Annotated in this window: 17 protein-coding genes; 12 read left to right on the plus strand and 5 right to left on the minus strand. The window is 69.0% G+C overall.

Features of this window, described 5'->3' with window-relative positions; all coding sequences use genetic code 11:
• Positions 1-82 precede the first annotated feature (82 nt).
• The 4 genes from ACU0DV_RS17640 to ACU0DV_RS17655 all read left to right on the plus strand — a co-directional run bounded on the left by ACU0DV_RS17640 (position 83) and on the right by ACU0DV_RS17655 (position 3897).
• The gene (locus tag ACU0DV_RS17640; RefSeq protein WP_446243081.1) at positions 83-1207 is read left to right on the plus strand and encodes a fumarylacetoacetate hydrolase family protein; all 1125 of its coding nucleotides are present in this window, start codon (positions 83-85) and stop codon (positions 1205-1207) included.
• On the plus strand, positions 1204-2118 hold the full coding sequence (locus ACU0DV_RS17645) for a sugar kinase (protein ID WP_446243080.1): 915 nt from the start codon (positions 1204-1206) through the stop codon (positions 2116-2118). Before ACU0DV_RS17640 ends, ACU0DV_RS17645 begins: the two co-directional genes overlap by 4 nt.
• Positions 2115-3077, plus strand: a complete 963-nt coding sequence (denD, locus tag ACU0DV_RS17650; protein WP_446243079.1) for a D-erythronate dehydrogenase — start codon at positions 2115-2117, stop codon at positions 3075-3077. Before ACU0DV_RS17645 ends, denD begins: the two co-directional genes overlap by 4 nt.
• A gap of 64 nt (positions 3078-3141) precedes the next feature.
• Positions 3142-3897 (plus strand): SDR family NAD(P)-dependent oxidoreductase, encoded by a 756-nt coding sequence (locus tag ACU0DV_RS17655; protein WP_100927258.1) that lies wholly within the window; start codon positions 3142-3144, stop codon positions 3895-3897.
• A gap of 195 nt (positions 3898-4092) precedes the next feature.
• Here the strand turns inward: ACU0DV_RS17655 and ACU0DV_RS17660 are convergent, their stop codons facing one another.
• Both ACU0DV_RS17660 and ACU0DV_RS17665 read right to left on the minus strand, forming a co-directional pair.
• On the minus strand, positions 4093-5031 hold the full coding sequence (locus ACU0DV_RS17660) for a 2-hydroxyacid dehydrogenase (RefSeq protein WP_446243078.1): 939 nt from the start codon (positions 5029-5031) through the stop codon (positions 4093-4095).
• 1 nt (position 5032) lies between these two features.
• Positions 5033-6220 (minus strand): pyridoxal phosphate-dependent aminotransferase, encoded by a 1188-nt coding sequence (locus tag ACU0DV_RS17665; protein ID WP_283982828.1) that lies wholly within the window; start codon positions 6218-6220, stop codon positions 5033-5035.
• Positions 6221-6565: 345 nt separating this feature from the next.
• Here ACU0DV_RS17665 and ACU0DV_RS17670 point away from each other — a divergent pair, with 345 nt between their 5' ends.
• The 4 genes from ACU0DV_RS17670 to ACU0DV_RS17685 all read left to right on the plus strand — a co-directional run bounded on the left by ACU0DV_RS17670 (position 6566) and on the right by ACU0DV_RS17685 (position 10339).
• Positions 6566-7477 (plus strand): sugar ABC transporter substrate-binding protein, encoded by a 912-nt coding sequence (locus tag ACU0DV_RS17670; RefSeq protein WP_283982827.1) that lies wholly within the window; start codon positions 6566-6568, stop codon positions 7475-7477.
• Between the two features lie 121 nt (positions 7478-7598).
• Positions 7599-8714 (plus strand): ABC transporter permease, encoded by a 1116-nt coding sequence (locus ACU0DV_RS17675; RefSeq protein WP_370313883.1) that lies wholly within the window; start codon positions 7599-7601, stop codon positions 8712-8714.
• A gap of 49 nt (positions 8715-8763) precedes the next feature.
• Positions 8764-9534, plus strand: coding sequence for an ATP-binding cassette domain-containing protein (locus tag ACU0DV_RS17680; RefSeq protein WP_100930809.1), 771 nt, complete (start codon positions 8764-8766; stop codon positions 9532-9534).
• Positions 9535-9679: 145 nt separating this feature from the next.
• Positions 9680-10339, plus strand: a complete 660-nt coding sequence (locus ACU0DV_RS17685; protein ID WP_446243077.1) for a DUF4336 domain-containing protein — start codon at positions 9680-9682, stop codon at positions 10337-10339.
• On the opposite strand, the gene ACU0DV_RS17690 is transcribed toward ACU0DV_RS17685, so the two are convergent.
• Positions 10336-11088 (minus strand): bestrophin-like domain, encoded by a 753-nt coding sequence (locus ACU0DV_RS17690; protein WP_446243076.1) that lies wholly within the window; start codon positions 11086-11088, stop codon positions 10336-10338. The genes ACU0DV_RS17685 and ACU0DV_RS17690 overlap by 4 nt on opposite strands.
• 237 nt (positions 11089-11325) lie before the next feature.
• Between ACU0DV_RS17690 and ACU0DV_RS17695 the strand changes: the two genes are divergently transcribed.
• Positions 11326-12021 (plus strand): fumarylacetoacetate hydrolase family protein, encoded by a 696-nt coding sequence (locus ACU0DV_RS17695; RefSeq protein WP_446243075.1) that lies wholly within the window; start codon positions 11326-11328, stop codon positions 12019-12021.
• Positions 12022-12026: 5 nt separating this feature from the next.
• Positions 12027-12668: a maleylacetoacetate isomerase gene (maiA, locus tag ACU0DV_RS17700; RefSeq protein WP_100927265.1), complete on the plus strand. Its 642-nt coding sequence runs from the start codon at positions 12027-12029 to the stop codon at positions 12666-12668.
• Positions 12669-12882: 214 nt separating this feature from the next.
• Here maiA and ACU0DV_RS17705 read toward each other — a convergent pair whose 3' ends face one another.
• Both ACU0DV_RS17705 and ACU0DV_RS17710 read right to left on the minus strand, forming a co-directional pair.
• Positions 12883-17949, minus strand: a complete 5067-nt coding sequence (locus tag ACU0DV_RS17705) for a translocation/assembly module TamB domain-containing protein (protein ID WP_446243074.1) — start codon at positions 17947-17949, stop codon at positions 12883-12885.
• Positions 17949-19763: an autotransporter assembly complex protein TamA gene (locus ACU0DV_RS17710; RefSeq protein WP_446269992.1), complete on the minus strand. Its 1815-nt coding sequence runs from the start codon at positions 19761-19763 to the stop codon at positions 17949-17951. Before ACU0DV_RS17710 ends, ACU0DV_RS17705 begins: the two co-directional genes overlap by 1 nt.
• Before the next feature lie 278 nt (positions 19764-20041).
• Between ACU0DV_RS17710 and ACU0DV_RS17715 the strand changes: the two genes are divergently transcribed.
• Both ACU0DV_RS17715 and ACU0DV_RS17720 read left to right on the plus strand, forming a co-directional pair.
• On the plus strand, positions 20042-21223 hold the full coding sequence (locus tag ACU0DV_RS17715) for an aminotransferase-like domain-containing protein (protein WP_446243072.1): 1182 nt from the start codon (positions 20042-20044) through the stop codon (positions 21221-21223).
• A 475-nt stretch (positions 21224-21698) separates the two neighbouring features.
• On the plus strand, positions 21699-23210 hold the full coding sequence (locus ACU0DV_RS17720; protein WP_446243071.1) for a malonate--CoA ligase: 1512 nt from the start codon (positions 21699-21701) through the stop codon (positions 23208-23210).
• Positions 23211-23372 lie beyond the last annotated feature (162 nt).

Below are 23372 nucleotides of genomic sequence, written 5' to 3' on the forward strand. Positions count from 1 at the left end.
GCGACACCCTGAGTTTTCGGACGAAAACTCTGCCCCTTCAGGACTTTTCGAAGAAAAGTCCTCTGCCACGGAAAGACGACTGATGACACTGAGAAACCCCGACCCCAAAGGCACCTTCCTCGCCCGCGTCCTGCGCCCCGGCACAGGCCCCTGCATCGCCCGGCTCGACGGCGACACGCTGGTGGACATCACCTCGAAGACCGCGCCGACGATGCGCGACCTGCTCGAACTCGACGACCCGCTGGCCCATGTCCGCGCGGCAGAGGGCGAGAGCTTCGCCACCCTCGCCGACGTCGGGAAGGACGGCCTGACGCTGCTCGCCCCCTGCGACCTGCAGGTGGTGAAGGCCTCCGGCGTCACCTTCGCCCAGTCCATGGTCGAACGCGTGATCGAGGAGCAGGCCGCAGGCGATCCCGACCGGGCGGAAGCGATCCGCACCCGGGTCGGCCGGATCATCGGCGACAGCCTCGCCGGCCTCGTGCCCGGCTCCGAGAAGGCGGCGGAGGTCAAGAAGGTCCTGCAGGCCGAGGGCCTCTGGTCGCAGTACCTCGAGGTCGGCATCGGCCCGGACGCGGAGGTCTTCACGAAGTGCCCGACCCTCGCCGCCGTGGGCCATGGCGCCGACGTGGGCCTGCACCCCATGTCGCGCTGGAACAACCCCGAACCGGAGGTGGTGCTGGCCGTCACGTCGAAGGGCGACATCGTCGGCGCCACGCTGGGCAACGACGTCAACCTGCGCGACGTCGAGGGCCGTTCCGCCCTGCTGCTGGGCAAGGCCAAGGACAACAACGCCTCCGCCTCCGTCGGGCCGTTCCTGCGGCTCTTCGACGAGACCTACGGCATGGCGGATGTCGAATCCGCCGAACTCACCCTGACGGTCGAGGGCGAGGACGGCTACACGCTCAACGGCAGTTCGTCGATGTCGAAGATCTCGCGCCCGCCCGCCTCCATCGTCGGGCAGACCATCGGCAAGCACCACCAGTACCCCGACGGCTTCTTCCTCTACCTCGGCACGCTCTTCGCGCCGACCGAGGACCGCGACACCAAGGGCCAAGGCTTCACCCACAAGGTGGGCGACGTGGTGACCATCGCCGAGCCGAAGCTCGGCGCGCTGACCAACACCGTGCGGCTTTCGACCGACTGCGCGCCCTGGACCTTCGGCGTGGCGGCCCTGATGCGCAACCTCGCACAAAGGGGGCTTCTGTGAACTTCCTCTCCATCGGAGAAATCATGGTCGAACTGGCGCCCGCGGGCGAAGGACTGCTGCGGCAGGGCTTTGCCGGGGACACGTTCAACACCGCATGGTACGCCCGCCGCCTGCTGCCGCCCGGCTGGACGGTCAGCTACGGCACGGTAATCGGCGAGGATGCGGTGTCCGAGGGCATGGCCCGCTTCATCGCCGGCGAGGGGCTGTCGACCGACGCGCTGGCCCGCCACCCCGACCGCACCGTCGGGCTCTACGTGATCTCGCTGAAGGACGGCGAACGCAGCTTTTCCTACTGGCGCGGCCAGTCGGCGGCAAAGACGCTGGCCGACGATCCGGCGCGGCTGGCGGACATGCTGAAGGGCCGCGACAATATCCATTTCTCCGGCATCACGCTGGCGATCCTGCCCTCCGAGGCCCGCCGCACCTTCTGCGATGCGCTCGCCACCGCGCGGGCCGAAGGCGCGCACATCAGCTTCGACACCAACCTCCGGCCCCGCCTCTGGGAAGGGACCGACGCCATGCGCGACGGCCTGACGCTCGGCGCCTCCGTCGCCGACACCGTGCTGCCGTCCTTCGACGAGGAACAGACCGTCTTCGACGACAAGACGCCCGAGGACACCATCGCCCGCTACGCCAATGGCGGCGCCACCTGCGTCGCGGTCAAGAACGGCGGCGCGGCGGTGACCGCATGGGCGTCCTCCGAAGGCAGCGCCGAAATCGCCCCGCCCCGCGTCGAGCAGGTCGTGGACAGCACGGCAGCCGGCGACAGCTTTGCCGCGGGCTTCCTCTGCGCGCGGGCCGAAGGGGCATCCGCGGCCGAGGCGGCCCACCGCGCGGCGGACCTCGCCTCGCGGGTCATCCAATATCGCGGCGCGCTTGCGCCGGCCATCTTCACGGGAGACGAGACATGAACATCCTCATCATCGGCGGCGCGGGTGTCGTCGCCAAGAAACTCGCACGCGCCCTCGCGGACAAGGGCACCCTGCGCGGCAAGGACATCAGAAAACTGACGCTGGCCGATATCGGCGAGGCCGAGACGGTCGACGCGCCCTTCCCGGTGGAGACCGCGCAATGCGACATCACCGATCCGGCCTCCGTCGCGAAGATCATCACCGAAGAAACCGACGTCATCTACCTGCTCGCCGCCGTCGTTTCGGCCCACGCCGAGGAGGACTTCGACTTCGGCTACAAGGTCAACATGTTCGGCACGCTGAACGTGCTGGAGCGCTGCCGTGCCCTCGGGACGAAGCCCGTTCTGGTCTTCACCTCCTCCATCGCCGTCTTCGGCGGCGAGGTGCCGCAGCCGTTCCACGACCACTCCGCGCTCAACCCGCAGATCAGCTACGGCGCGCAGAAGGCCATCGGCGAACTGCTCGTCAACGACTACACCCGGCGCGGCTTCATCGACGGGCGCGGCTTCCGTCTGCCGACGATCTCCGTCCGGCCCGGCAAGGCCAACCGCGCGGCCTCGTCTTTCATGTCGTCGATCTTCCGCGAGCCGCTGCAGGGCCAGGAAGCGGTCTGCCCGGTCGACGAGGCGTTTCCGCATTTCTACCTCTCGCCGAAGCAATGCGCGCTGAACCTCGTGACCGGCGCCGAGATCCCGGCCGAGGACCTCGGGCTCTGCCCGACCATGACCATGCCGGGCCGGGTCTGGACCATCCGCCAGATGATCGACGCGATGACCGCCGTCGCCGGGCCCGAGCCGGCCAAGCTGATCCGCTGGGAGGAACAGCCCGAGATCGCGCATATCCTCAAGGGCTGGCGGCTCGACGTCCGCCCGCAGAAGGCCGAGCGCCTGGGCCTGAAGGCCGACGACAGCTTCGAGGACAACATCCGTTACTTCCTGGAAGAGGACATCGTGCGCTGACCCGGCGCACGATCCACGAAGCTCACCAACGCCACAGGACCACCACACCCCGAAAGGAGTGCACATGCCCGATTTTGCCATCTATCCGAGCCTGAAAGGCAAGTCCGTCCTCGTCACCGGCGGCGCCTCCGGCATCGGCGCCGAGATCGTGAAGGCCTTCGCCGCGCAGGGCGCGCGCGTGGGTTTCGTCGATTTCGACGAGAAGACCGCCGAGGCGCTGGTCGCCGATACCGAGGGCGAGCTGGCCTTCGAACCCTGCGACCTGCGCGACATCGACCAGCTCCGCGCGGCCTTTGCCCGGATCGCCGACCGCATCGGCGCGCCGACCGTGCTGGTCAACAACGCCGCCCGCGACGACCGCCACGGCTGGGAAGACGTGACGCCCGAGTACTGGGACGAACGCTTTGCCACCAACTTCCGGCACATGTTCTTTGCCATCCAGGCGGTGGTGCCGGGCATGATCGAGGCCGGCGGCGGGTCGATCATCAACATGGGGTCGAATTCCTGGTGGGAGAAATCCACCGGCATGCCCGCCTACACGGCCGCGAAGTCCGCCGTGCACGGGCTGACGCGCTCCTCGGCCAAGGAGTTCGGCAAGCACCGCATCCGGGTCAACGCCGTGGTCCCCGGCTGGGTCATGACGGAACGCCAGAAGGAGCTCTGGGCCACGCCGGAGAAGCTGGACGAACACCTCAAGGGCCAGTGCCTGCCCGACCTGATCGAGCCGGTCTACCTCGCCCGGATGGTGCTGTTCCTCGCGTCTGACGATTCCGCCATGTGCACGGCCAGCAACTTCTTCGTCGAGGCCGGGTCCGTGTGAGGCGCGCGGGGGGGGCGCCGCCCCCCTCTTGGCCTGACGGCCAATTCACCCCCCGAGGTATTTTCCGCCAAGATGAAGGTGGGGGGGTCGTGCTTTCGGGAGAGAGGGGGTTGTGCCGGGCGGTTGACGGTCCGCGCCCGGCTTTTGCGGGCCTGGCCGGGCGGCGGCCGTTTCGGGCGCCGCCCGGGAGAGGGGTCAGTTGACCGGCGTGACGAGATCCTTGCCTTCGAGGAAGGCGGTGATGTTGGCCAGTTGCAGCTCGGCCATGGCGCGGCGGGTTTCCACCGTGCCGGAGCCCTGGTGCGGCTGCAGGTGCACGTTCTTCAGCTTGCGGAAGCGCGGGTCGATGTCGGGTTCGTTCAGGAAGACGTCGAGCGCCGCGCCGCGCAGCTGGCGCTTTTCGAGCGCGTCGAGGAGCGCGCCCTCGTCCACCGTGGTGCCGCGCGAGATGTTGACCACCACGCCCTCGGCCCCCAGCGCCTCGAGCGCCTCCGCCCCGACGAAGTTGCGGGTCTCCTCGCCGCCGACCAGCGCGATCACCAGCCAGTCCACCGCACCGGCCAGAGAGACCACGTCGGAGTGGTAGGTCCAGCCCGGGGTCTCCTTCTCGGAGCGGGCGAAGTAGTGGATGTCCATCTTGAAGGCCGCCAGACGGTCCGCGATCTCGCGCCCGATGCGGCCCAGGCCCACGATGCCGACGGTGCCGCCCGACATCTTGCGGTTCAGCGGCAGCGACTGCTGCGCCCATCCGCCCGAGATGGTCAGCGCGTGGCCGCGGACCATGTCGCGCGAGAAGGCCAGCATCATGCCCACCGCCAGGTCTGCCACATCGTCGTTCAGCACGTCGGGCGTGTTCGTCACCGCGACGCTGCGGGCCGAGGCCGCGTCCACGTCGATGGCGTCGTAGCCCACGCCGAAGTTCGCGATCAGGCCGAGGTTCGGCAGGGCGTCCATCGCCTCCGGACCGAAGGGGGTGTGGCCCTTGAAGGCCACCGCCCGCACTTCCGTCCGGAGCGTGGTGTCCATCCCGGCGATGTCCTCGGGGGAGGACACGAAGGCGGCGGCATGGGCACCGGCGAGACGCCCGCGCTCTTCCTCGGTGAATGCGTTGCCGACGATCAGCAGATTGGTCATGTTATTTTTCCTTTCTGGCCTCCAGCAGGCCGCGGATGCGGCGCAGGGCCTCTTCTATGTTCTCGGTCGAATTGGCGTAGGAGAAGCGCAGGTAGCCCTCTCCGTACGCGCCGAAGGAGGTGCCGGCGACCGTGGCCACGCCTCCTTCCTCAAGGAACAGCGTCTGCGCCTCCATGGCGGAAAGACCTGTCCCCTCGATATTGGGGAAGGCGTAGAACGCGCCCGCCGCGTCGGCGCAGCGCACCCCCGGCAGCGCGTTCAGCCCGTCGACGATCACCTTGCGGCGGGTGTCGAAGGCCTCGTTCATCGCGGCGACCCCGTCCTGCGGGCCTTCCAGCGCGGCGATGCCGGCGAACTGTGTCGCGGCGTTCACGCACGAGTGGTCGTTGACGCAGAGCCGGGTGACATGCTCCACCAGCTGTTCCGGCCACACCGCGTAGCCCAGCCGCCAGCCGGTCATGGCGTAGCGCTTCGACCAGCCGTCGAGCACGATCAGCCGGTCGCGGATCTCCGGGTATTGCAGCAGCGAGACGTGCTCGCGCCCGCCGTAGAGCATCGTCGAGTAGATCTCGTCCGACAGGATCGCGACGTGCGGGTGTTCTGCCAGACCGGCGACCAGCTTGTCGACCTCTTCCTTCGGCGTGACACCGCCGGTCGGGTTCGCGGGCGAGTTGATGATGATCAGCCGGGTCGCGGGCGTGATCTGGGCCAGCACCTCTTCGGCGGAGAAGGCAAAGCCGTTCTCTTCCTTAAGGGCCATCGGCACGGCCTTGGCGCCGCTGTACCGGATGACCGACTCGTAGATCGGGAAGCCGGGGTTGGGATAGATGATCTCGGCCCCCGGTTCGCCGAACATCAGGACGGCGAAGAACATCGTGGGTTTGCCGCCCGGCACGACGACCACGTGATCGGGGTTCACCTCGACGCCGTGGCGCCTGTCCAGATCGGCGGCCACCGCCGAGCGGAGCTGCGGCAGGCCGTTGGCCGGGGTGTAGCCATGGGCGCCGTCGTGCAACGCCTTCACCGCCGCCTCGACGATGTGGTCGGGCGTGCGGAAATCGGGCTGGCCGATCCCGAGGTTGATGATGTCACGCCCCTGGGCGGCCAGCGCACCCGCGCGTGCCAGCACCACGAAAGCCGATTCAGTTCCGAGCCGCGACATCCCCGCGGCAAGCGTCAGTTGCGCCATGTGTCCTCCCCCGGCCATCGCCTCGCGGCCGTTCGGAAATCTGGTATACCGGTTTGCCGGGGTTTGAAAGCCTCTCGGCCCGGCGGCGCCCGGCCCGCGGACGTGCCCGCACCCGTGATGGATTTCATCACGGGCTAGCTGTAATTCCATCAGGTTTGCAAGAATCTATCACGGCGCGGCCCGGCACGGCTTGCCGTGGCGTCCCCCAGTCGTTAGCGATAGCACAGCGCGGGTGACAGGTTGTCGCGGCGCTGCTAACGTCCCGATGTTCCGTTCCGCCATGGGAGGGCGAGGACGGTCAACACGGCCCGCCAAGGGGCCGGACAACAGTTGGAGGAGACATCCATGAAGAAGATCCTGCTCACGGCCACCGCCGTTGTGGCACTTGCCGCACCGGCATTCGCCGAGCGTTACGTCATGATCACCCACACCCAGGGCACCGACCCGTTCTGGCCGGTCGTCGAGAAGGGTGGCAAGGACGCCGCCGCCGCCGTGGGCGCCGAACTGGAATACAACTACGACGCATCCGGCGACATGTCCGCGATGGCCAAGCTGATCGAGGCGGCCGCCGCGACCCAGCCGGACGGCATCATCGTCTCGCTGCCCGACGCCGATGCGCTTGGCGGCGCGATCAAGGGTGCGGTGGATTCCGGCATCCCGGTCATCACCATCAACTCCGGCCTCGAGGCGTCGAAGGAAGTGGGCGCGCTGATGCACATCGGCCAGCCCGAGAAGCTCGCGGGCCAGGCCGCCGGTGAGCGCGCCAAGGAAGAAGGCGTGACCAAGCCGCTCTGCCTGAACCAGGAAGCCTACAACACCGCGCTCGCGGACCGTTGCCAGGGCTACTTCGACGCGATGGGCATGGACCTGAACATGATCGACGTGTCGAACGACGTGGCACAGATCAAGACCCGCACCGCGGCCGCCCTGCAGGCGGACGAGTCGATCGACGGCCTGCTCGCCACCGGCCCGCACGTCTGCGAAGCCGCAGCCGCCGCGGTCGAGGAAGTGGGCGCCGACGTGCACCTCTCCTGCTTCGACCTCTCGCCGGGCGTGATGAACCTGATCGAGGCGGGCCAGGTCGCCTACACCATCGACCAGCAGCAGCGCCTGCAGGGCTACCTGCCGGTGATCTTCCTGCATCTCTACAACACCAACGCGGGCATGCTGCCGGGCTCCGACGTGCCCTCCGGCCCGGGCTTCGTCGATGCGTCGAACGCAGGCGACGTGGCAGACCAGGCCGGCGTGAACCGCTAAGGCACCGGCATTGTTTGTAAGGTGACAATGGGGGGACAGACGGACAACCGCCTGTCCCCCTTCTTGCAAGAGACCTTGCCCGTCGGGAGGACGGGACCCAATCGACAAAAAGGGGGACAGGATGTCTGATCGCAGCGAAGCGGACAGGCTTGTGAGGGAATCCGGGCTTCAGAGACTGCTCCGGCGGCCCGAAGTCGGCGCGTTCAGCGTGATGCTGGTGATCGTCGTGGCACTCGCCATCGCCTCGGATTTCAAGGCCTTCAATCCGCTCGGCCTCAAGAACAACATCGCCATCGTCGCACAGTACGGCATCATCGCCACCGGCGCCGCCGCCCTGATGATCGCAGGCGAATTCGACCTTTCCATCGGCTCCATGATCGGCTTCACCGGGATGATCATGGCCATGGTGCTGAAATACGGCTTCCTGCCGCTGGGCATCCCGCCCGGCCTGCCCGTGGCCGCCTTCCTGATCGCGCTCACCGCGGCGCTCTTCCTCGGCTGGGTGATCGGCACGATCGTGGTCCGGTCGGGGCTGTCGTCCTTCATCGTGACGCTGGCGTTCCTGTTCTTCCTGCGCGGCGCGACCGAGGCCTCCTACCGGCTCATCAACCAGTCGACGCAGATCTCCGGCCTGCAGGACTTCAAGGAAACCTCATGGTTCGCCAACATCCTCGGCGGCGAGGTCTTCGGCTGGTTCTACGACGCGTGGTTCATGCTGGGCGGCAACCTCAACCGGCGCGGCGAACAGTGGGTCACAGGCTTCGACGCGCGCTTCCTGTGGTGGTTGGTGATCGCGGGCGTGGCGTGGTTCGTCCTGTCACGCACCCAGCTCGGCAACTGGATCTACGCCACCGGCGACGACAAGAACGCGGCCCGCGCCAACGGCGTGCCCACGAACAAGGTGAAGATCGGCCTGTTCATGTTCACCGCCTTCTGCGCCACCATGTTCGCCGCCTGCCAGGTGTTCGACACCAACACCGCGGACGCCGCCAAGGGCAACCTGCTTGAGCTTTTCGCCATCGCCATCGCCGTCGTCGGCGGCACGCTGATGACCGGCGGCTTCGGCTCCATCCTGGGTGTGGCCTTCGGGGCGATCACCGTGGGGCTCGTGGCCAACGCCGTGTTCTTCATCCCGTGGATCGACGGGTCGTGGTTCCGCGTCTTCGTGGGCACCATCCTGCTGGCCGCGGTCTTCGCCAACGAACGCATCCGCAAGCGCATCACGGGGGGGATATGATGACCGTCACCGTCCAGACACCGACGACCCGGAACAGGGAGTGCGCGACATGACCGAACCCTATCTCCGCGTCGAGAACGTCATCAAGAAGTTCGGACCCTTCACCGCGCTGAACGGCGTCAACCTCGAGGTCTACCCCGGCGAAGTGCACGCGCTTCTGGGCGACAACGGCGCCGGCAAGTCCACCCTCATCAAGACGCTGGCGGGGGTGCACGAACCGACCTCCGGCCAGCTTTACATCGAGGGCAAGCCGGTCAACTTCCGCTCGCCACGCGATGCGACGGCCGCTGGCATCGGCACGGTCTACCAGGACCTCGCGCTGAACCAGCTCATGTCGGTGACGCGCAACTTCTTCATGGGCCGCGAACTGAAGGGGCCGCTCGGCACGATGCGCATGTCCGAGATGGACCAGATCGCCCATGACGAGATGGCCAAGATCGGCATCAACTTCTCCGATCCGACGCAGGCCGTGGGCACCATGTCCGGCGGCCAGCGCCAGACCCTCGCCATCGCGCGCGCCATCTACTTCGGCGCCCGCGTGCTGATCCTGGACGAACCGACCTCCGCGCTCGGCCAGAAGCAGCAGATGGAAGTGCTGAAGACGATCATGCGGGTGAAGAAGCGCGGCGACATCGCCATCATCTTCATCACCCACAACGAGATCCACTCGCAGCTCGTGGGCGACCGCTTCACCTTCCTCGCCCTCGGCGAAGTCATCGGCTCCGGCAGGAAGGGCGAGCTGACCCACGACGAGATCCGCCGCCTGATGGCCGGCGGGACAGAGATGAAGGACCTCGCGGGCGAACTCGCCGCGATCTGACGTATCCCTTTTAGACAGGCGCAAGGGCGGGGCCACGGTCCCGCCCTTCGTGTTTGCTTTGCCCTTGCGCCTGTGGTCCGATGCTCCTGCGTGGAAGGCCCCCGCGCGCGACGCCCACCCTGCCCCCTCACACAGGACGATGCCCATGCTGGATCCGCTCGACGACAATCTCTGGAGCGTCGGCGGCCCGGACGTCGTGGCGGCGCTGGGGTTCAGCTATCCGACCCGGATGATCGTGGCCCGGCTGCCGGACGGCGGGCTGTGGGTGCATTCGCCCATCCGCCTGACCGACGACCTGCGCGCCGCACTGGCCGGCCTCGGTCCCGTGGCCAACATCCTTGCACCGAACGCCCTGCACGACACATGGCTGGCGGACTGGGCCACGGCCTTCCCCGACGCTGCCGTCTGGACGGCCCCCGGCGTCGCGGGGCCCGACCGCGCGCAGGTGGTCGAAACCGCCCCCGCGGCCTGGCAGGGCGTCTTCGACATGGTCCTGTTTCCCACCCGCCTCGCCCGGGAACTGGTGCCCTTCCACCGCCCCTCCGGCACGATCCTCTTCACCGACCTCGTCCAACACCTGTCGCCCCGGCGCTATCGCGGGTGGCGGTCGGTCGTGGCCCGCCTCGACGGCATGACTGCCCCCGCCCCCCGCGTGCCGCGCAAGTTCCGGCTGGCCACCGCCCCGCGCGACGACGCCCGCGCCGCCCTGCGCGTGATGCTGGGCTGGCCGGTGACACGGATGACCATGGCGCATGGGCCGGTCACACCGCAGCCCGACCTGGCGGCGCTCTTCGACTGGCTCTAGGAGCCGCCGATCTCCGTCCTCAGCAATTGCTGGAAGGCCACCGGGCTCAGGGCGCCGGGCTGCTCGAACGGGTCCGAGAAGGCGTAGATCACGTACATCACCAGCCCGCTGAACGCGCCGTAAACACTCAGCAGCATCAGGTGCAGCCGCGTCGGCGAAAAGACGAAATACGGCACCGTCACCAGCACCAGCCCCGACAGCGCCGCGACCCAGAAAAGCATGTTCACCTCGTGCAGCGCCGTGTTCTGGCGTGCCTGCCGCAGCTCCGCGATCAGCTGCGCCTTGTGGACCATGTGCGTCCGCAGGTCCTCCTCCCGCGCGGTCCGGGGTTCGAGGTCGAGGACGGCGAGGTAGATCTTCTCCCGCAGCTGCCAGCCCTCCGCGCTCAGCGCCCGGTCGGCGGCCAGCTCCTGCCATTCCTCCTCCACCACCAGGTGGGTGTAACGCGTCAGCGCGGGCTGGACCTGTGCCGCGACATCCTCGCCGTAGCGGGCCGCGTCGTTCCAGATGTCGGCGATGGCGGTGGCTTCCTCCGTCAGGTTGCCCTGCAACTGGGTGTAATCCACCAGCTCCTGCGCAAAGACCAGCGCGAGGATCAGCCCGTGCAGCGCCGAGACACGGATGATCACCGATCCCGCCAGCGTCTGCGTGTCGTCCGAGAAGCGCTGCCCCGCCAACAGCCGCACCGTGAAATAGACCGTCCAGGCGATCAGCACGGTGCCGCCCACGAACAGCACAGGATAAAGCATGTCGAGCACCCGCGTTCCCCCCACTCGGCCCCCGTCATGGATAATCCGGGCGGCGCCTCTCTGCCAAGCCGGCAGACCGCAGGCCCCGCGAAGAGCCCGCGCACCATGGCAAATAGCGCGCAGCCCCCACCCCGTCCCGGCGCCGTGCCGAAAACGGATGACTGACCTGCCCCGCGGATTGCGCTATTGATCCGGCAAGGCCCGGCCCCGCCGGGCGGCCAGAACGGGAATCGCACCATGTCCTTCGTCATAGACCCCCAGCCGCAACCCTCCGTCGAGGTGGCCGGCAGCGCCGACCGCTTCCCGGTGCGCCGCATCTTCTGCGTCGGGCGCAACTACGCCGCCCACGCCCGCGAGATGGGCAAGGACCCCGACCGCGAACCGCCCTTCTTCTTCACCAAGCCCGCCGACGCCGTCGTCGGCCACGGCGCTACCATCCCCTACCCGCCGGAAACCGAGGACCTGCATTACGAGGCCGAGCTCGTGGTGGCGCTCGGCACCGGCGGCGCCGACATCTCCGAGGCGGACGCGCTCTCGCACATCTGGGGCTATGCCGCGGGCAACGATCTCACCCGGCGCGACCTGCAGGCCGCCGCGAAAGAGCTGGGCCGCCCCTGGGACTTCGGCAAGGCCTTCGACAACTCCGCCGTGATCGGCCCGGTGCACCCCGTCAGCCGCACCGGCCACCTGTCCGAGGGCAGCATCCGCTTCACCGTGAACGGCACCGTCCGGCAGGAGGGCGACCTGGCCGAGATGATCTGGACCGTGCCGGAGGTGATCTCCATCCTGTCCCGCTCCATGACGCTGAAACCCGGCGACCTGATCATGACCGGCACGCCCGCGGGCGTCGGCGCGCTGACCTCCGGCGACACCTGCACCGTCTCGATCATGGGGCTGCCCGACCTGACCTTCGGCATCGGACCACGGGGCTGACGGGCATGATCCTGCACAACTATTTCCGCTCCTCCACCTCGACCCGGCTGCGGGCGGCGCTGAACCTCAAGGGGCTGGGTTACGATTACGTGGCGCTGCCCCTGAAGGAGGGCGCCCACAGGACGCCCGAATTCCTCGCCAAGAACCCCGCCGGGCTGGTGCCGGTGCTGGAACTGGACGACGGCACGCTGCTGTCCCAATCGCTGGCGATCATCGAGTACCTCGACGACGTCCACCCCGAGCCGCCGCTCCTGCCCGCCGACCCGGTGCTCAGGGCCAAGGCGCGGGCGCTGGCCTATACCGTCGCCTGCGAGATCCATCCGCTGAACAACCTGCGCGTCCTGCAATACATCGCACGTTCCTACGGCGCCTCCGCCGAAGCGCAGAAGGAGTGGTTCACCCACTGGGTCACCGAAAGCTTCGAGGCGCTGGAAACCATCCTCGCCGCGTCGCCGGAAACCGGCACCTTCTGCATCGGCGACACGCCGGGCCTGCCGGACATCTGCCTCTATGCGCAGGTCTGGAACAATCGCCGCTTCGGCATCGCCACCGAACAGTGGCCGACCATCGCCCGGATCTACGCCACGCTCGACGGCATCGACGCCTTCACCCGCGCCGCCCCGCCGAACCAGCCCGACGCGGAGTAGCCACGTCTCGGCTGACAGGGCCGGCTCTCCGGGCCCGTCCCGGCACAACCGCCACGCCAGAGGTCATTCAAGGCCCTGCCAAGCGAACCGGCCCGACCACGCGCAAAGCGTTCGCTACCCGCTTCACAGGTCCGCATCCCCAAGCCCCAAAGATAAAGGCCGGAGGCTTCCGCCCCCGGCCCTGTCCCTCACACGGCCCCCTCCGGGGTATGCGTCAGTAATCCTTCTCGAAGTACACGCCTAGGCCGCTGGTGCCGTCGGACCCGACCCGTCCCCGTACCGTCACCGAATCCGTGACGTTGAGGTTCAGGTTGATCTCGCTCGTACCGTCGCTGCCGACCACCACGTCGGTGTAGATGTTCTCCGAGATGTACTTGCCGACCCGCGCCTCGGCGGTGCCGTCCTCCGACGTGCCGATGTCGAGGTTGTCGACACCAAGGCCATTGCGCAGCTCGTTGGTCAGGCCAAGCCCGCCCTGCCCCGACAGCGTCCGGATCGCGGCGGCCAGCTGCACCGCCTGCAACGGCGACAGGTTCGTGACCGACTGGCCGAAGAGGAAGAAGGCCAGCGCCTCGTCCTGCGGCAGGTCGGGCGAACTGGTCACCGTCAGCTCCGGCGAGGTGGCCGGCCCCTCGATCGAGATGGTGATCTCCGTGTCCTCGACCCGGCTGACCGCGGCGAAACGGATGTAGGGGTCGAAACTGCCGCGCAGCGCGACCTCCCCGACCGTCAGGTCCAGCCTGCGGCCCAGCAGGTCCAGACGACCGCGCACGAGGTCGAACTGCCCCACCGGCACGATGTCCGCCGTGGTGCCCGTCAGCCGAAGGGAGCCGCCCAGTTCCGCGTCCAGCCCGCGCCCGCGCACGAAGATGCGGTTCGGCGCGTTCACCGTCAGGTCGATGGGATAGGCCGCGCGCGCGCCGCCGTCCCCGCCCTGCGCCGGCTGCACCTTCGGCCCAAGCCCCGCGAACTTCAGCGTCAGCGCCACGTCCGAGGGCATGTTGACGTGCTTCAGGCCGTCCAGCGCCTGATAGCTCGGCCCGATATTGGGGATGCGCACCTCGACCTGTCCAAGGTCGATGCGGCCTGCGATCCGCGCGCCGCCGGTCAGCGGCCCGTCGACGGTGATGCGCCCGTCCGCCGTGGTCTCGAACACGTCCGCGCGGCGCAGCCCGGCATCGACCAGCGTGGCGACGAGCTGCGCGTTGTACGGCGCCGACAGCGTGATCGGTCCGGTGATCCGCACCTGCCCGCCGGTCGAGATGTTGCCCGTCAGGTCAAGCTCCGCCCGCCCGCCGTTCAGCCCCACGCCACCCGCGATCCCGTCGAGCGAGATGTCGAGCGAGGGCACCGCCAACCGCGCGCCGGTGGTCGACACACGCCCGCTGATCGCCGCAAGCGAGGGCCGCCCATTCACCGCCACCTCGAAGTTGAGGACGCCGGTGATTGACTGCGGCGCCAGCCGCGCATTGGCCAGCCCCAGGGGCGCCGTGCCGTTCAGGTTCAGGTTCACGGTCGAGAAGTCCTGCGCCGCCGTGCCGCTGACCCGCGCGCCAACCCCGCCCGGCCCGGTGCCGTTCAGGTCCACCTGCCATGGTCCGCCGGAATGCCGCACCGTACCCGAAACCGTCCCGGTGCCCGGAAGCTCCGGCACCAGCCGCTCCAGACCGGCAACCGAAACGTCGAGCCTCAGGTCCGCCGCCTGCCCCGACAGCGACCCGCTGACCGAGCCGTCGATGGAAGAGCCGTCGACCACCAGCCGCTCGATCCTGAGCGCGCCGCCCGCGGTGCGCTGGATGTCGATGTCGGCCCGCGTGGTGCCCGCAAGGAAGGGGTCCAGCGTCGGGTTGCCGATGCCGAGGCCCTGCGCCGTCACCGTGCCGGTCACGTCCACCGGCCCGTCCGGCTGCACCAGCGCGATATCGGTGTCGAAGGTGACCGACCCGCGCAGCGCCTGCCCGGTCAGCCCCGCCAGCGCGGAAAGGTTGGGCATGCTGCCCTGCGCCCGCCCGTCGACCCGAAGCTGCCCGTCGTCCATCAGCCCCGCCACGGTTCCGGAGAAGCGCAGGCTCGCCGCGCCGTCCAGCGACAGCGACGAAACGGTGATGACGTCCGACGCATCGCGCGAGGCGGTGACGTTCAGCGTCGTGGTGCCGCGCAGCAGGGGATCGACCGCCGGGATCGACAGCGCCACGTCGCGCGCCTGCACGTCCGCCGACAGGTCCAGCGGTCCCGACATCAGGGTGCCGCTGGCCCGCACATCGGCCACCACGGCGCCCGAAAGCTGCCGTCCCGCAAGGCCCGACAGCGGCGCCAGCCGCGGCAGGTCCGCCTGCACGCGCCCGTCGATGGCCGCATCCTCCAGCGAGGAGCCAGACACCGTGCCGTCCAGCGTGACCGTGCCCACGCCGTCATAGTTCAGGTCGCTCAGGGTATAGCGCCCCTCCGCGTCCCGCTCTGCCGCGAAGCGCAGCGAGGAGGCCCCCGCCAGCAGCGGATCGACGGAGGGCAGCGACAGCACCACGTCGCGCGTCGATGCCGTGCCCGAAACCTCCAGCGGCCCGGACATGATCGTGCCCGAGGCGGTGACATCGGCGATCACCGCACCCGACATTTCCCGCCCGGCCAAACCGGACAAAGGTGCCAGCCGCGGCAGGTCCGCCTGCACACGGCCGTCGATGGCGGCATCCTCCAGCGAGGTGCCCGTCACCGTTCCGTCCAGCGTGATCGTCCCGATGCCGCGATAGGTGAACGCGCTCAGGGTATAGAGCCCTTCCGCATTCCGCCGCGCATCGAACTGCAGGTCCGACCGCCCGGTCAGCAGCGGATCGAAGCGGTCGAGGCCAGTCACCACGTCCTGCGTCCGGGCATTGCCGCGCAGGGTCAGCGGGCCCTGCATCACCTGCCCCGTCGCATCGACGTTGGCCAGCACGCTGCCCGACATCTGCCGCCCGGCGACACCGCTCAGCGGCGCGAGGTTCGGCACGTCGACCAGCAACTTGCCGTCGACCTCCGCATCCTCAAGCGAAGACCCTGTCACCGTCCCGTCCAGCCGGATCGTGCCCAGCCCGTCGTACTTCAGGTCCTGCAGCTCGAACCGCTTGTCGATGCCGCGCCGCGCGGTGAAGGACAGGTCCGACACGCCGTCCAGCAGCGCATCCACCGCGTCGATGGATACCGACACGTTGGTCGTCCGCGCCTCGACCGTCGCCTCGAAAGTCTGCGCGCCGACCACGCCCTGTCCGTTCACCGACAGGTTGGCCGCGCCCGACAGGTCGCGCCCCGCAAGCTCGGAGAAGGGCGAGAGCCGCGACACCTGCGCCTCGAGCGCGCCGATGACCGAAGGACCGTTCTGCGCCTCCGGATCGACCGTGCCGTCGAACTGCACCTGCGCCACGTCCGGGATCGTGCCGTTCAGGTCGATGTCCCAGCCCTGCGGCCCCTGCACCGCCGTCACGGCGATGTCCGACTGGCCCTCGACCCCCGGCAGCAGCAGCGCCGTGTCGTTCAGCACGATGTCGAGGTCCGCCTGCCCGGTGCCGCTGGCCAGTTGCGCCGTGCCGTTGATCTGCGCCGCCGCCGTGGCGATGCGCAGCACGTCGGCGAACAGCCCGGTCTCGTCGCGCCGCGCCTCCACCCGGATCGATCCGCTCCCCGCGAGCAGCGGGTCGGCCTGCGCGATGCCGGTGGCAAGGTTGCGCGTCGTGCCGTTCAGCGCGATGTCGAACCCGCCCGAGGACGGCAGCACCGCCCCGCTGATCCGCACCTCGGCGGAACCGTCGAGGTCGAGACCCGCCAGTGCGCCAAAGCGCGACAGGTTGTCGGCCCTCAGCCGCACATCCGGCGAGATCACCGGGTTCAGCGCGTCCAGCGCGCTCACCGACACCTCGCCGTCCAGCCCGTAGTCGGCGCCCGACAGGTCGAGATCGGTGATCAGCAGCGGCGAACTCGGCTGCCAGCCGAAATCGAGCGTGCCGTTCAGCGCCGGGCCCACCGCCTGCGCCAGCGCCGGATCGTCCAGCCCGAGGTCCGACACGCCAAGCCGCACGGTCCCCGTGACCCGCGTCTCGTCGCGCGCAATCTCGCCGTTGCCCGACAGGGACAGCCGGTCGATGGTGCCCAGCCCCTCGCGGTCGAAACCCTCGACCACGGTCTGCAGGCTCCAGCCGTTGCCTTCCTCGGCGTTGAAGGTGGCCTCAAGCGTGACACCCGCTACGCTGGTCTCGGCACCCGGGATCGGCAGCACCACGCGCTCGCCCTGCGGCGGGGTGATCCCGCCCTGAAGGTCCAGCCGCTCCGGCCAGCCGTCCGCACCGATCCGGGCGTAGCCGGTCAGCCGCAGCGCCTCCGCGCTCAGTTCCAGCTCGCTCAGCTCCGTGGCGCCGTCCGCCTGCTGCAGCACCTCCGCCGTCATCGAGACGCTGTCGCCCAGGAACTCGCGGTACTGCGGCGCCACCAGCGAGGCCACGTCGCCCGCCACGTCCATCCGGAAGCGGCGCGTGTCCTCGTTGCCGTCGGCGCGCAGGATCACCGTCCCGGCCAGCCGCTCGGTGCCGTCGGTGGCCAGCGTCAGCTCCGCCTCGAAATCGTCGATCGGCGCATTGCCCTGAAGGGTCAGCGCCAGCGACGGCTCCCCCGGCACGCCCAGCAGCGACACCGCAAGACCGCCCTCGGGCTCCCGCACCGACAGGTCGAGCCCCAGCACCCGCGTGCCGTTCGAATAGCTGCCGGTCAGCGCGATCTGCCCGCCCCGGTCCAGCCGCTCGATGTTCAGTTCCGCCTGCCCCTCGCCGCCCTGGAGGGAGGCAGAGCCGGTCACGCGCAGCTGCGCCGCCTCGCCGATCACCGCCTCGCCCAGTTCGACCGTGTCGACCTGCAATTGTTCGAGGATCAGCGCCACCGGCAGGTCGGGCAGCGCGAAGGCACTGCGCGCCTCGGGCGCCGGCGTCTCGGACGGGGCACTGGGCAGCCGCGGCAGCGACAGCGTCTCCATCGAGATCTCCTGGATCTCGACCCGGCCGCGCAACAGATCGCTTCGGTTCCACTGGAGCGCGACGTTCGCCGCCTCCAGCCAGACGCCCTGCGGATCGGCGATGGTGATCCGGTCGACCGTGGCGCGCGACGACAGCGCCCCGCGGAACCCTTCCAGCCGCACCGTCATGTTGTCGTTCGACAGCGCGTCTTCCAGAAGCCCCTGGATATAGCCGCGGTCGCTGTTCTCGTCCTGCGCCACGACCGCAAAGGGCCACAGCAGGCAGAGGCAAAGTAGGAGAAGCCGCATCAGAAGGCCTGCCCGATCCCGATATAGAGTTGCACGCCGTCGCCCGTATCGCCCGACACCGGCCCTGCGATGTCGAAGCGGATCGGGCCGACCGGCGTCTTGTAGCGCGCGCCGATCCCGGCACCGGAGTGCCAGTCGCCGCTGCCGTCGTAAAAGCTTTCGGGGCCGATGTAGCCCGCGTCGGCAAAGGCCACGATGCCCAGCTTGCCGGTCACGTCGACCCGCACCTCGCCCGACAGGCCGACGAAGCTGCGCCCGCCAAGGCGCGTGCCATCGGAATAGAGCGCATTGAGCGACTCGAAGGGCTGGCCGCGCACGGTGCCGCCGCCGCCCGAGTAGTACAGGTAATCCGGCGGCGCATCCGCTGCCTCCGGCCCGAACAGCCCGCCCAGTTGCAGGCGCGCCGCGGCAACCACCGCGTCGTCCTCCATGAAGGCCTTGTAGTACCGCGCGTCGAAATCGTACTTCGCGCCCGCGTCGTCGCCCGACAGGATGGTGAACGGCTCCACCGCCGAGCGCAGGAAAAACCCGTTGCGCGCGTCAAGCTGATCGTCGCGCTTGTCCCACGTCAGCGAGACCGGCAGCGCCAGCACGTCCAGCGTCCGCTCCGGTTCGCCCGGCAGGTAGAGGTCGGTGATCTCCGACCGCGACAGGGTCAGGCCGATCTCGCCGGTCAGCGTGTCGCTGAACTCCTGGCTGACACCGATGCCAAAGCCCGCCTGCCGCGAGATGTAATCCGGCTCGTCCTCGTAGCTGACCGAGGCGGTGGCAAAGAACAGCGTGTCCGGCCCGTAGACCGCCGGCTTCTCGAACCGGGCGGAAATCTCGTAATCCGGCTTCACGTCCTGCCCGGCAAGCTGCCGCACCTCGCCGTCGATACGGAACCGCTCCGCCCCGCCGAAGATGTTGCGGTGCAGCCAGAAGGACGTCAGCTTCAGCCCCTCGTTCGAGGACAGCTCCGCGCCGAAGCCGAAGCGCCGCGGCTTGCGGTCGGTGACGTCGATCAGGATGTCCAGTTCGTTGCCCGGCCCGGGCCGCTCTTCCAGCGTGACCGACCGGAAGGTGCCGACGGTGCGCAGCCGCTCCGCGCCCTTGTCCACCTCGTCGGGATCGAAGACCCCGCCGCGCGGAATGCCCGCGATCTGCCGGATGCGCGCATCCTTGACCGCGCTGTCGGAGGTCACGATCACCTCGCCGAAGCGGTACTGACGGCCCGGATCGATGCGCACGATCACGTCGAGGATACCGGCCTCGTGGCGCGCGGTGATCGACTGGTCCTGTACCCGCGCCGTGGCGTTGCCTACCTGCCGCCAGCCGGTGATCACGTCCTGCGTGCGGTTGCGCACGGCGCTGGCCCGCGCCCGCTCGCCGCTGTCGAACTGCTCGGTCTCCGGCGTGCCCGGCGCGACCGGCGCCACCACCGCGTCGCCGAAGACGAACCGCTTGCCCGGCTCCACGATCACGTCGATATGCGAAATCCGGTCCGGCGTCTCGAACGGCGGAATGGTCGCCGCCTCGCGCCCGTCGATGCGGATGCGCACGTTCGGCCCGTAGTAGCCCTGCGCATAAAGCGCCTCGACCAGCCGGGTGTAGTCGCCCTGCGCCGCGGCCATGACGTCCTGCGGCGGCTGTTCTTCCCGCGACTCGATCTCCGACAAGGTCGAAACGGCCCGCAGGATGTCCCGCAGTTCCTCCGACACGTCGCCGACGTACTGGAAATTGATGCTGTCGAGCGCGGGCGCGATACCCGGGCACATGGCCAGAACCATCACACCACAGGCCTTGCCTGCACGCCGCCACCCCCGGAGCCCCATGCACGTTCCTTTCCCGTGTCTCATTGGCGGAAACACTAAATCATCTTTGTTCAGTAGACAGGGCCTAATCCGAAATTAGGCGAAAAAAGGCACAGATTTTGTGGCCTGGGCGCGTGCAGACCGCCACTTATGTCGGTACCCACAAGAGTTGCCCCTGCGGAAACTTCCAATCCGGGGCTACGCCCGGGCAACTTTTCCGTGTTAAGGACGGCCAGTCCCGGCACGTGGGCGGACCCGGTCCCTGCCCCGCGCCCCATCCATCCGACCGGAGACGCGCCATGTCCCACCCGCCCTTCGCCGACTGGCTCAGCCAGACGAACGATGTCACCTCCACCTTCCTCGCCGCGGGCCAGATCCCCGGCCTGATCAACCTGGCGGGCGGGCTGCCCGATCCCTCCGCCTGGCCGGTGGAGGCGCTGGCCGACCTGGCTAAAGAAGCGGTGCGGGACTTCCCGGCGGAATCGCTGGCCTACGGCCCGGTGCCCGGACAGCCCCGGCTGCGCGACGCCATCGCCGCGCGCTTCTCCAACGACGCGCTGCCGCTCACCCGTGACAACGTGCTGGTGACCACCGGCGGCACACAGGCGCTGGCCGCCCTCGGACTGGCGCTGGTGATGCCCGGCCAGACCATCGCCGTGCAGACGCCTGCCTACCTCGGCGCGCTCGACACATGGCGCGCGCGGATGCCCGACTACCGGCCCATGGTGCTGGAGGATCCGGGCTTCGACCCGACAGCCGCCATGACCGGCGCGCAGTTCGCCTACACCGTGCCGAACTTCTCCAATCCGTCCGGACGCCTCGTCGGCACGGACCGGCGCCGCGCCCTGATCGACGCCGCCCGCCAGACCGGCACATGGCTGGTGGAGGACGATCCCTACGGCGCGCTCTACTACGACGGCGCCCCCCTGCCCACCATGCTGGAGATGGCCGGCCCCGGCAGCCCGGTGATCTACCTCGGCACCGTGTCGAAGGAGCTGGCCCCCGGCCTGCGCATCGGCTGGGCCATCGCCGAACCCGCGATGATCGAGGCGCTCTCTGCCGCCAAGCAGGGCACCGACATGTTCTCCTCCGGGCTCTGCCAGATGGTCACCGCGCTGGCCTTCGAACGCGGCGTGCCGGAGGCGATCCGCCCGCACATCCTGTCGATGTACCGGGCCCGCCGGGATGCGCTCTGCGCCGCGATGGAGACGCACCTCTCCGACTGGTTCACCTGGGAAAAGCCCGAGGGCGGCATGTTCGTCTGGGCCCGCGCCCGCGACAGCCGTCTGAACACCGACGCGCTGATGCGCGCAGGGCTGGCGGAAGGCGTGTGCATCTCCCCTTCCAGCGTTTTCGACCCGGCGCACCGCGACCATGGCGGGATGCGGCTGAACTTCACGCTGAACCCTCCGGAGAAGCTGGAGGAAGGCATCCGCCGCCTCGCCCGCACCACCCGCGCCGTCCTCCGCGACGCCGCCTGACCGGCGCGCGCAGGCACACAGCTTGCCGGAGAGGACCGTCGCGCTTGAGCGTCGGTCCCTCGCTGCGCCCATCACCGATCGCGCCGATCCGACCGCAAACGCCCCTTTCCGTGCGGCAAAAGCCCGGCCAGCGGCCCGCCGTGCAGGACATGCGCGTGCCCCTGTCTCACGCGAACCGGAAAAGCCTCCGATCCAACGCCAGACGCCCCTTTCCGTGCAGAAAGCGCCCCTCCATCGGCCCTTTGCGCACGATGCCGGGCCGCCCCGCCTCATGCCGCGGGCCCGATCCCTCGCGGTCCACCAATGAACGCCCGTTTTCGTGCACCAAACGCCGCGCCAAGGGCGCATCAAGCACGATCCCCGGCGGGCGATGCGTGACGCCCCCGGCCCCGTCCTCCATCACCGCCGCCCTCTCGACATCCGCGACCGGCTCCGCCAGAACACCCCGGACCGCGAATTCAGGACAGGTGATGCGATGGCCAACCCGCTCTACGACGCCCTTTTCGGCAAGCACGAAGGCAAGGACACGCCCTTCCTGCACCTGCTCGACGGGACGACGCTGACCCATGCGAGCTTTGTCCGCAACGCTGCGCGCATCGCCCATGTGCTGACCTCGCTCGGCCTCGAACCCGGGGACCGGCTGGCCATGCAGGTCGAGAAGAGCGCCGAGGCCCTCGCCCTCTATGCCGCCTGCGTGCAGGCCGGGGTGATCTTCCTGCCGCTCAACACCGCCTACACCGCAGACGAGCTGAGCTATTTCATCGAGAACAGCGGCGCCAAGGTCGTGGTCTGCGACAGTGCCGCCGTCCCGGTGCTGGAGCCCATCGCCGACCGCCTCGGCGCGCGCGTCGAGACGATGGACGCCGACGGCACGGGCACGCTGACGACCTCTGCCGCGGGCCAGCCCGACACCTTCGTGACGGTGGAACGGACGAAGGACGACCTCGCCGCCTTCCTATACACCTCCGGCACCACCGGGCGGTCGAAGGGCGCGATGCTGACACAGGACAACCTGCTGTCGAACGCCGCCGTCCTCGCCACCGAATGGCGCTTCACGGCGGACGACGTGCTGATCCATGCGCTGCCGATCTTCCACACCCACGGGCTTTTCGTGGCCACCAACGTCTCGCTCGTCGCGGGCGGCGCGATGATCTTCATGCCGAAGTTCGACGCCGCCACCGTGCTGGACCGCATGCCCGAAGCGACCGCGCTGATGGGTGTGCCGACCTTCTACACCCGCCTGCTGGACGAGCCGCGCTTCACCCGCGACCTGGCCGCGGGCATGCGGCTCTTCGTCTCCGGCTCCGCGCCGCTGCTGGCCGAAACCCATGTCCGCTTCGAAGAGCGCACCGGCCACCGCATCCTCGAACGCTACGGCATGACCGAGACGAACATGAACACCTCCAACCCCTACGACGGCGAGCGCCGCGCCGGCACCGTGGGCTTCCCGCTGCCGGGGGTGGAGCTGAAGGTCTGCGACCCCGAGACCGGCGCCAACCTGCCGCAGGGCGAGATCGGCGTGATCGAGGTGCGCGGCCCCAATGTCTTCAAGGGCTACTGGCAGATGCCCGAGAAGACCGCCGCCGAGCTGCGCGAGGACGGATTCTTCATCACCGGCGACCTCGGGATGATCGACGCGGAGGGCCACGTGGTGATCGTCGGGCGCAACAAGGACCTCGTCATCTCCGGCGGGTTCAACATCTACCCCAAGGAGATCGAGCTGGTGCTGGACGACCAGCCCGGCGTGCTGGAAAGCGCGGTGATCGGCGTGCCGCATCCGGATTTCGGCGAGACCCCGGTGGGCCTGCTGGTGGCAGAGGCGGGCGCCACCCCCGACCTCGACGCGATCGCCGCCGACGTGGCCGGGAAGCTCGCCCGCTTCAAGCATCCCCGCCGCCTGATCGTCGTGGACGCCCTGCCGCGCAACACCATGGGCAAGGTCCAGAAGAACGTGCTGCGCGAGACCTACGCCGGCCTCTTCGCCTGAGCGGGGTTGCCGGTTTCGCCGCGCTGACGCGCGCCGATCCGCGCGCGGGCAAGGCCCGCGCGGTGGGGGCGCTGCCCCCGCCGCCTGCGGCGGCTCCCCCGAGGTATTTTCGCCAAGATGAAGGTCGGGAGCGGTCCGGCGTTTTTGCGGATGGCGGCCCGT

The sequence above is a fragment of the Sagittula sp. genome, assembly GCF_052825245.1.

Excerpts from the sequence above, each read along its gene's own strand:
- ACU0DV_RS17640 (WP_446243081.1), top strand. The coding sequence starts at position 83 with ATGACACTGAGAAACCCCGACCCCAAAGGCACCTTCCTCGCCCGCGTC.
- denD (WP_446243079.1), top strand. The coding sequence starts at position 2,115 with ATGAACATCCTCATCATCGGCGGCGCGGGTGTCGTCGCCAAGAAACTC.
- ACU0DV_RS17655 (WP_100927258.1), top strand. The coding sequence starts at position 3,142 with ATGCCCGATTTTGCCATCTATCCGAGCCTGAAAGGCAAGTCCGTCCTC.
- ACU0DV_RS17660 (WP_446243078.1), bottom strand. The coding sequence starts at position 5,031 with ATGACCAATCTGCTGATCGTCGGCAACGCATTCACCGAGGAAGAGCGC.
- ACU0DV_RS17665 (WP_283982828.1), bottom strand. The coding sequence starts at position 6,220 with ATGGCGCAACTGACGCTTGCCGCGGGGATGTCGCGGCTCGGAACTGAA.
- ACU0DV_RS17670 (WP_283982827.1), top strand. The coding sequence starts at position 6,566 with ATGAAGAAGATCCTGCTCACGGCCACCGCCGTTGTGGCACTTGCCGCA.
- ACU0DV_RS17675 (WP_370313883.1), top strand. The coding sequence starts at position 7,599 with ATGTCTGATCGCAGCGAAGCGGACAGGCTTGTGAGGGAATCCGGGCTT.
- ACU0DV_RS17680 (WP_100930809.1), top strand. The coding sequence starts at position 8,764 with ATGACCGAACCCTATCTCCGCGTCGAGAACGTCATCAAGAAGTTCGGA.
- ACU0DV_RS17685 (WP_446243077.1), top strand. The coding sequence starts at position 9,680 with ATGCTGGATCCGCTCGACGACAATCTCTGGAGCGTCGGCGGCCCGGAC.
- ACU0DV_RS17690 (WP_446243076.1), bottom strand. The coding sequence starts at position 11,088 with ATGCTTTATCCTGTGCTGTTCGTGGGCGGCACCGTGCTGATCGCCTGG.
- ACU0DV_RS17695 (WP_446243075.1), top strand. The coding sequence starts at position 11,326 with ATGTCCTTCGTCATAGACCCCCAGCCGCAACCCTCCGTCGAGGTGGCC.
- maiA (WP_100927265.1), top strand. The coding sequence starts at position 12,027 with ATGATCCTGCACAACTATTTCCGCTCCTCCACCTCGACCCGGCTGCGG.
- ACU0DV_RS17705 (WP_446243074.1), bottom strand. The coding sequence starts at position 17,949 with ATGCGGCTTCTCCTACTTTGCCTCTGCCTGCTGTGGCCCTTTGCGGTC.
- ACU0DV_RS17710 (WP_446269992.1), bottom strand. The coding sequence starts at position 19,763 with ATGGGGCTCCGGGGGTGGCGGCGTGCAGGCAAGGCCTGTGGTGTGATG.
- ACU0DV_RS17715 (WP_446243072.1), top strand. The coding sequence starts at position 20,042 with ATGTCCCACCCGCCCTTCGCCGACTGGCTCAGCCAGACGAACGATGTC.
- ACU0DV_RS17720 (WP_446243071.1), top strand. The coding sequence starts at position 21,699 with ATGGCCAACCCGCTCTACGACGCCCTTTTCGGCAAGCACGAAGGCAAG.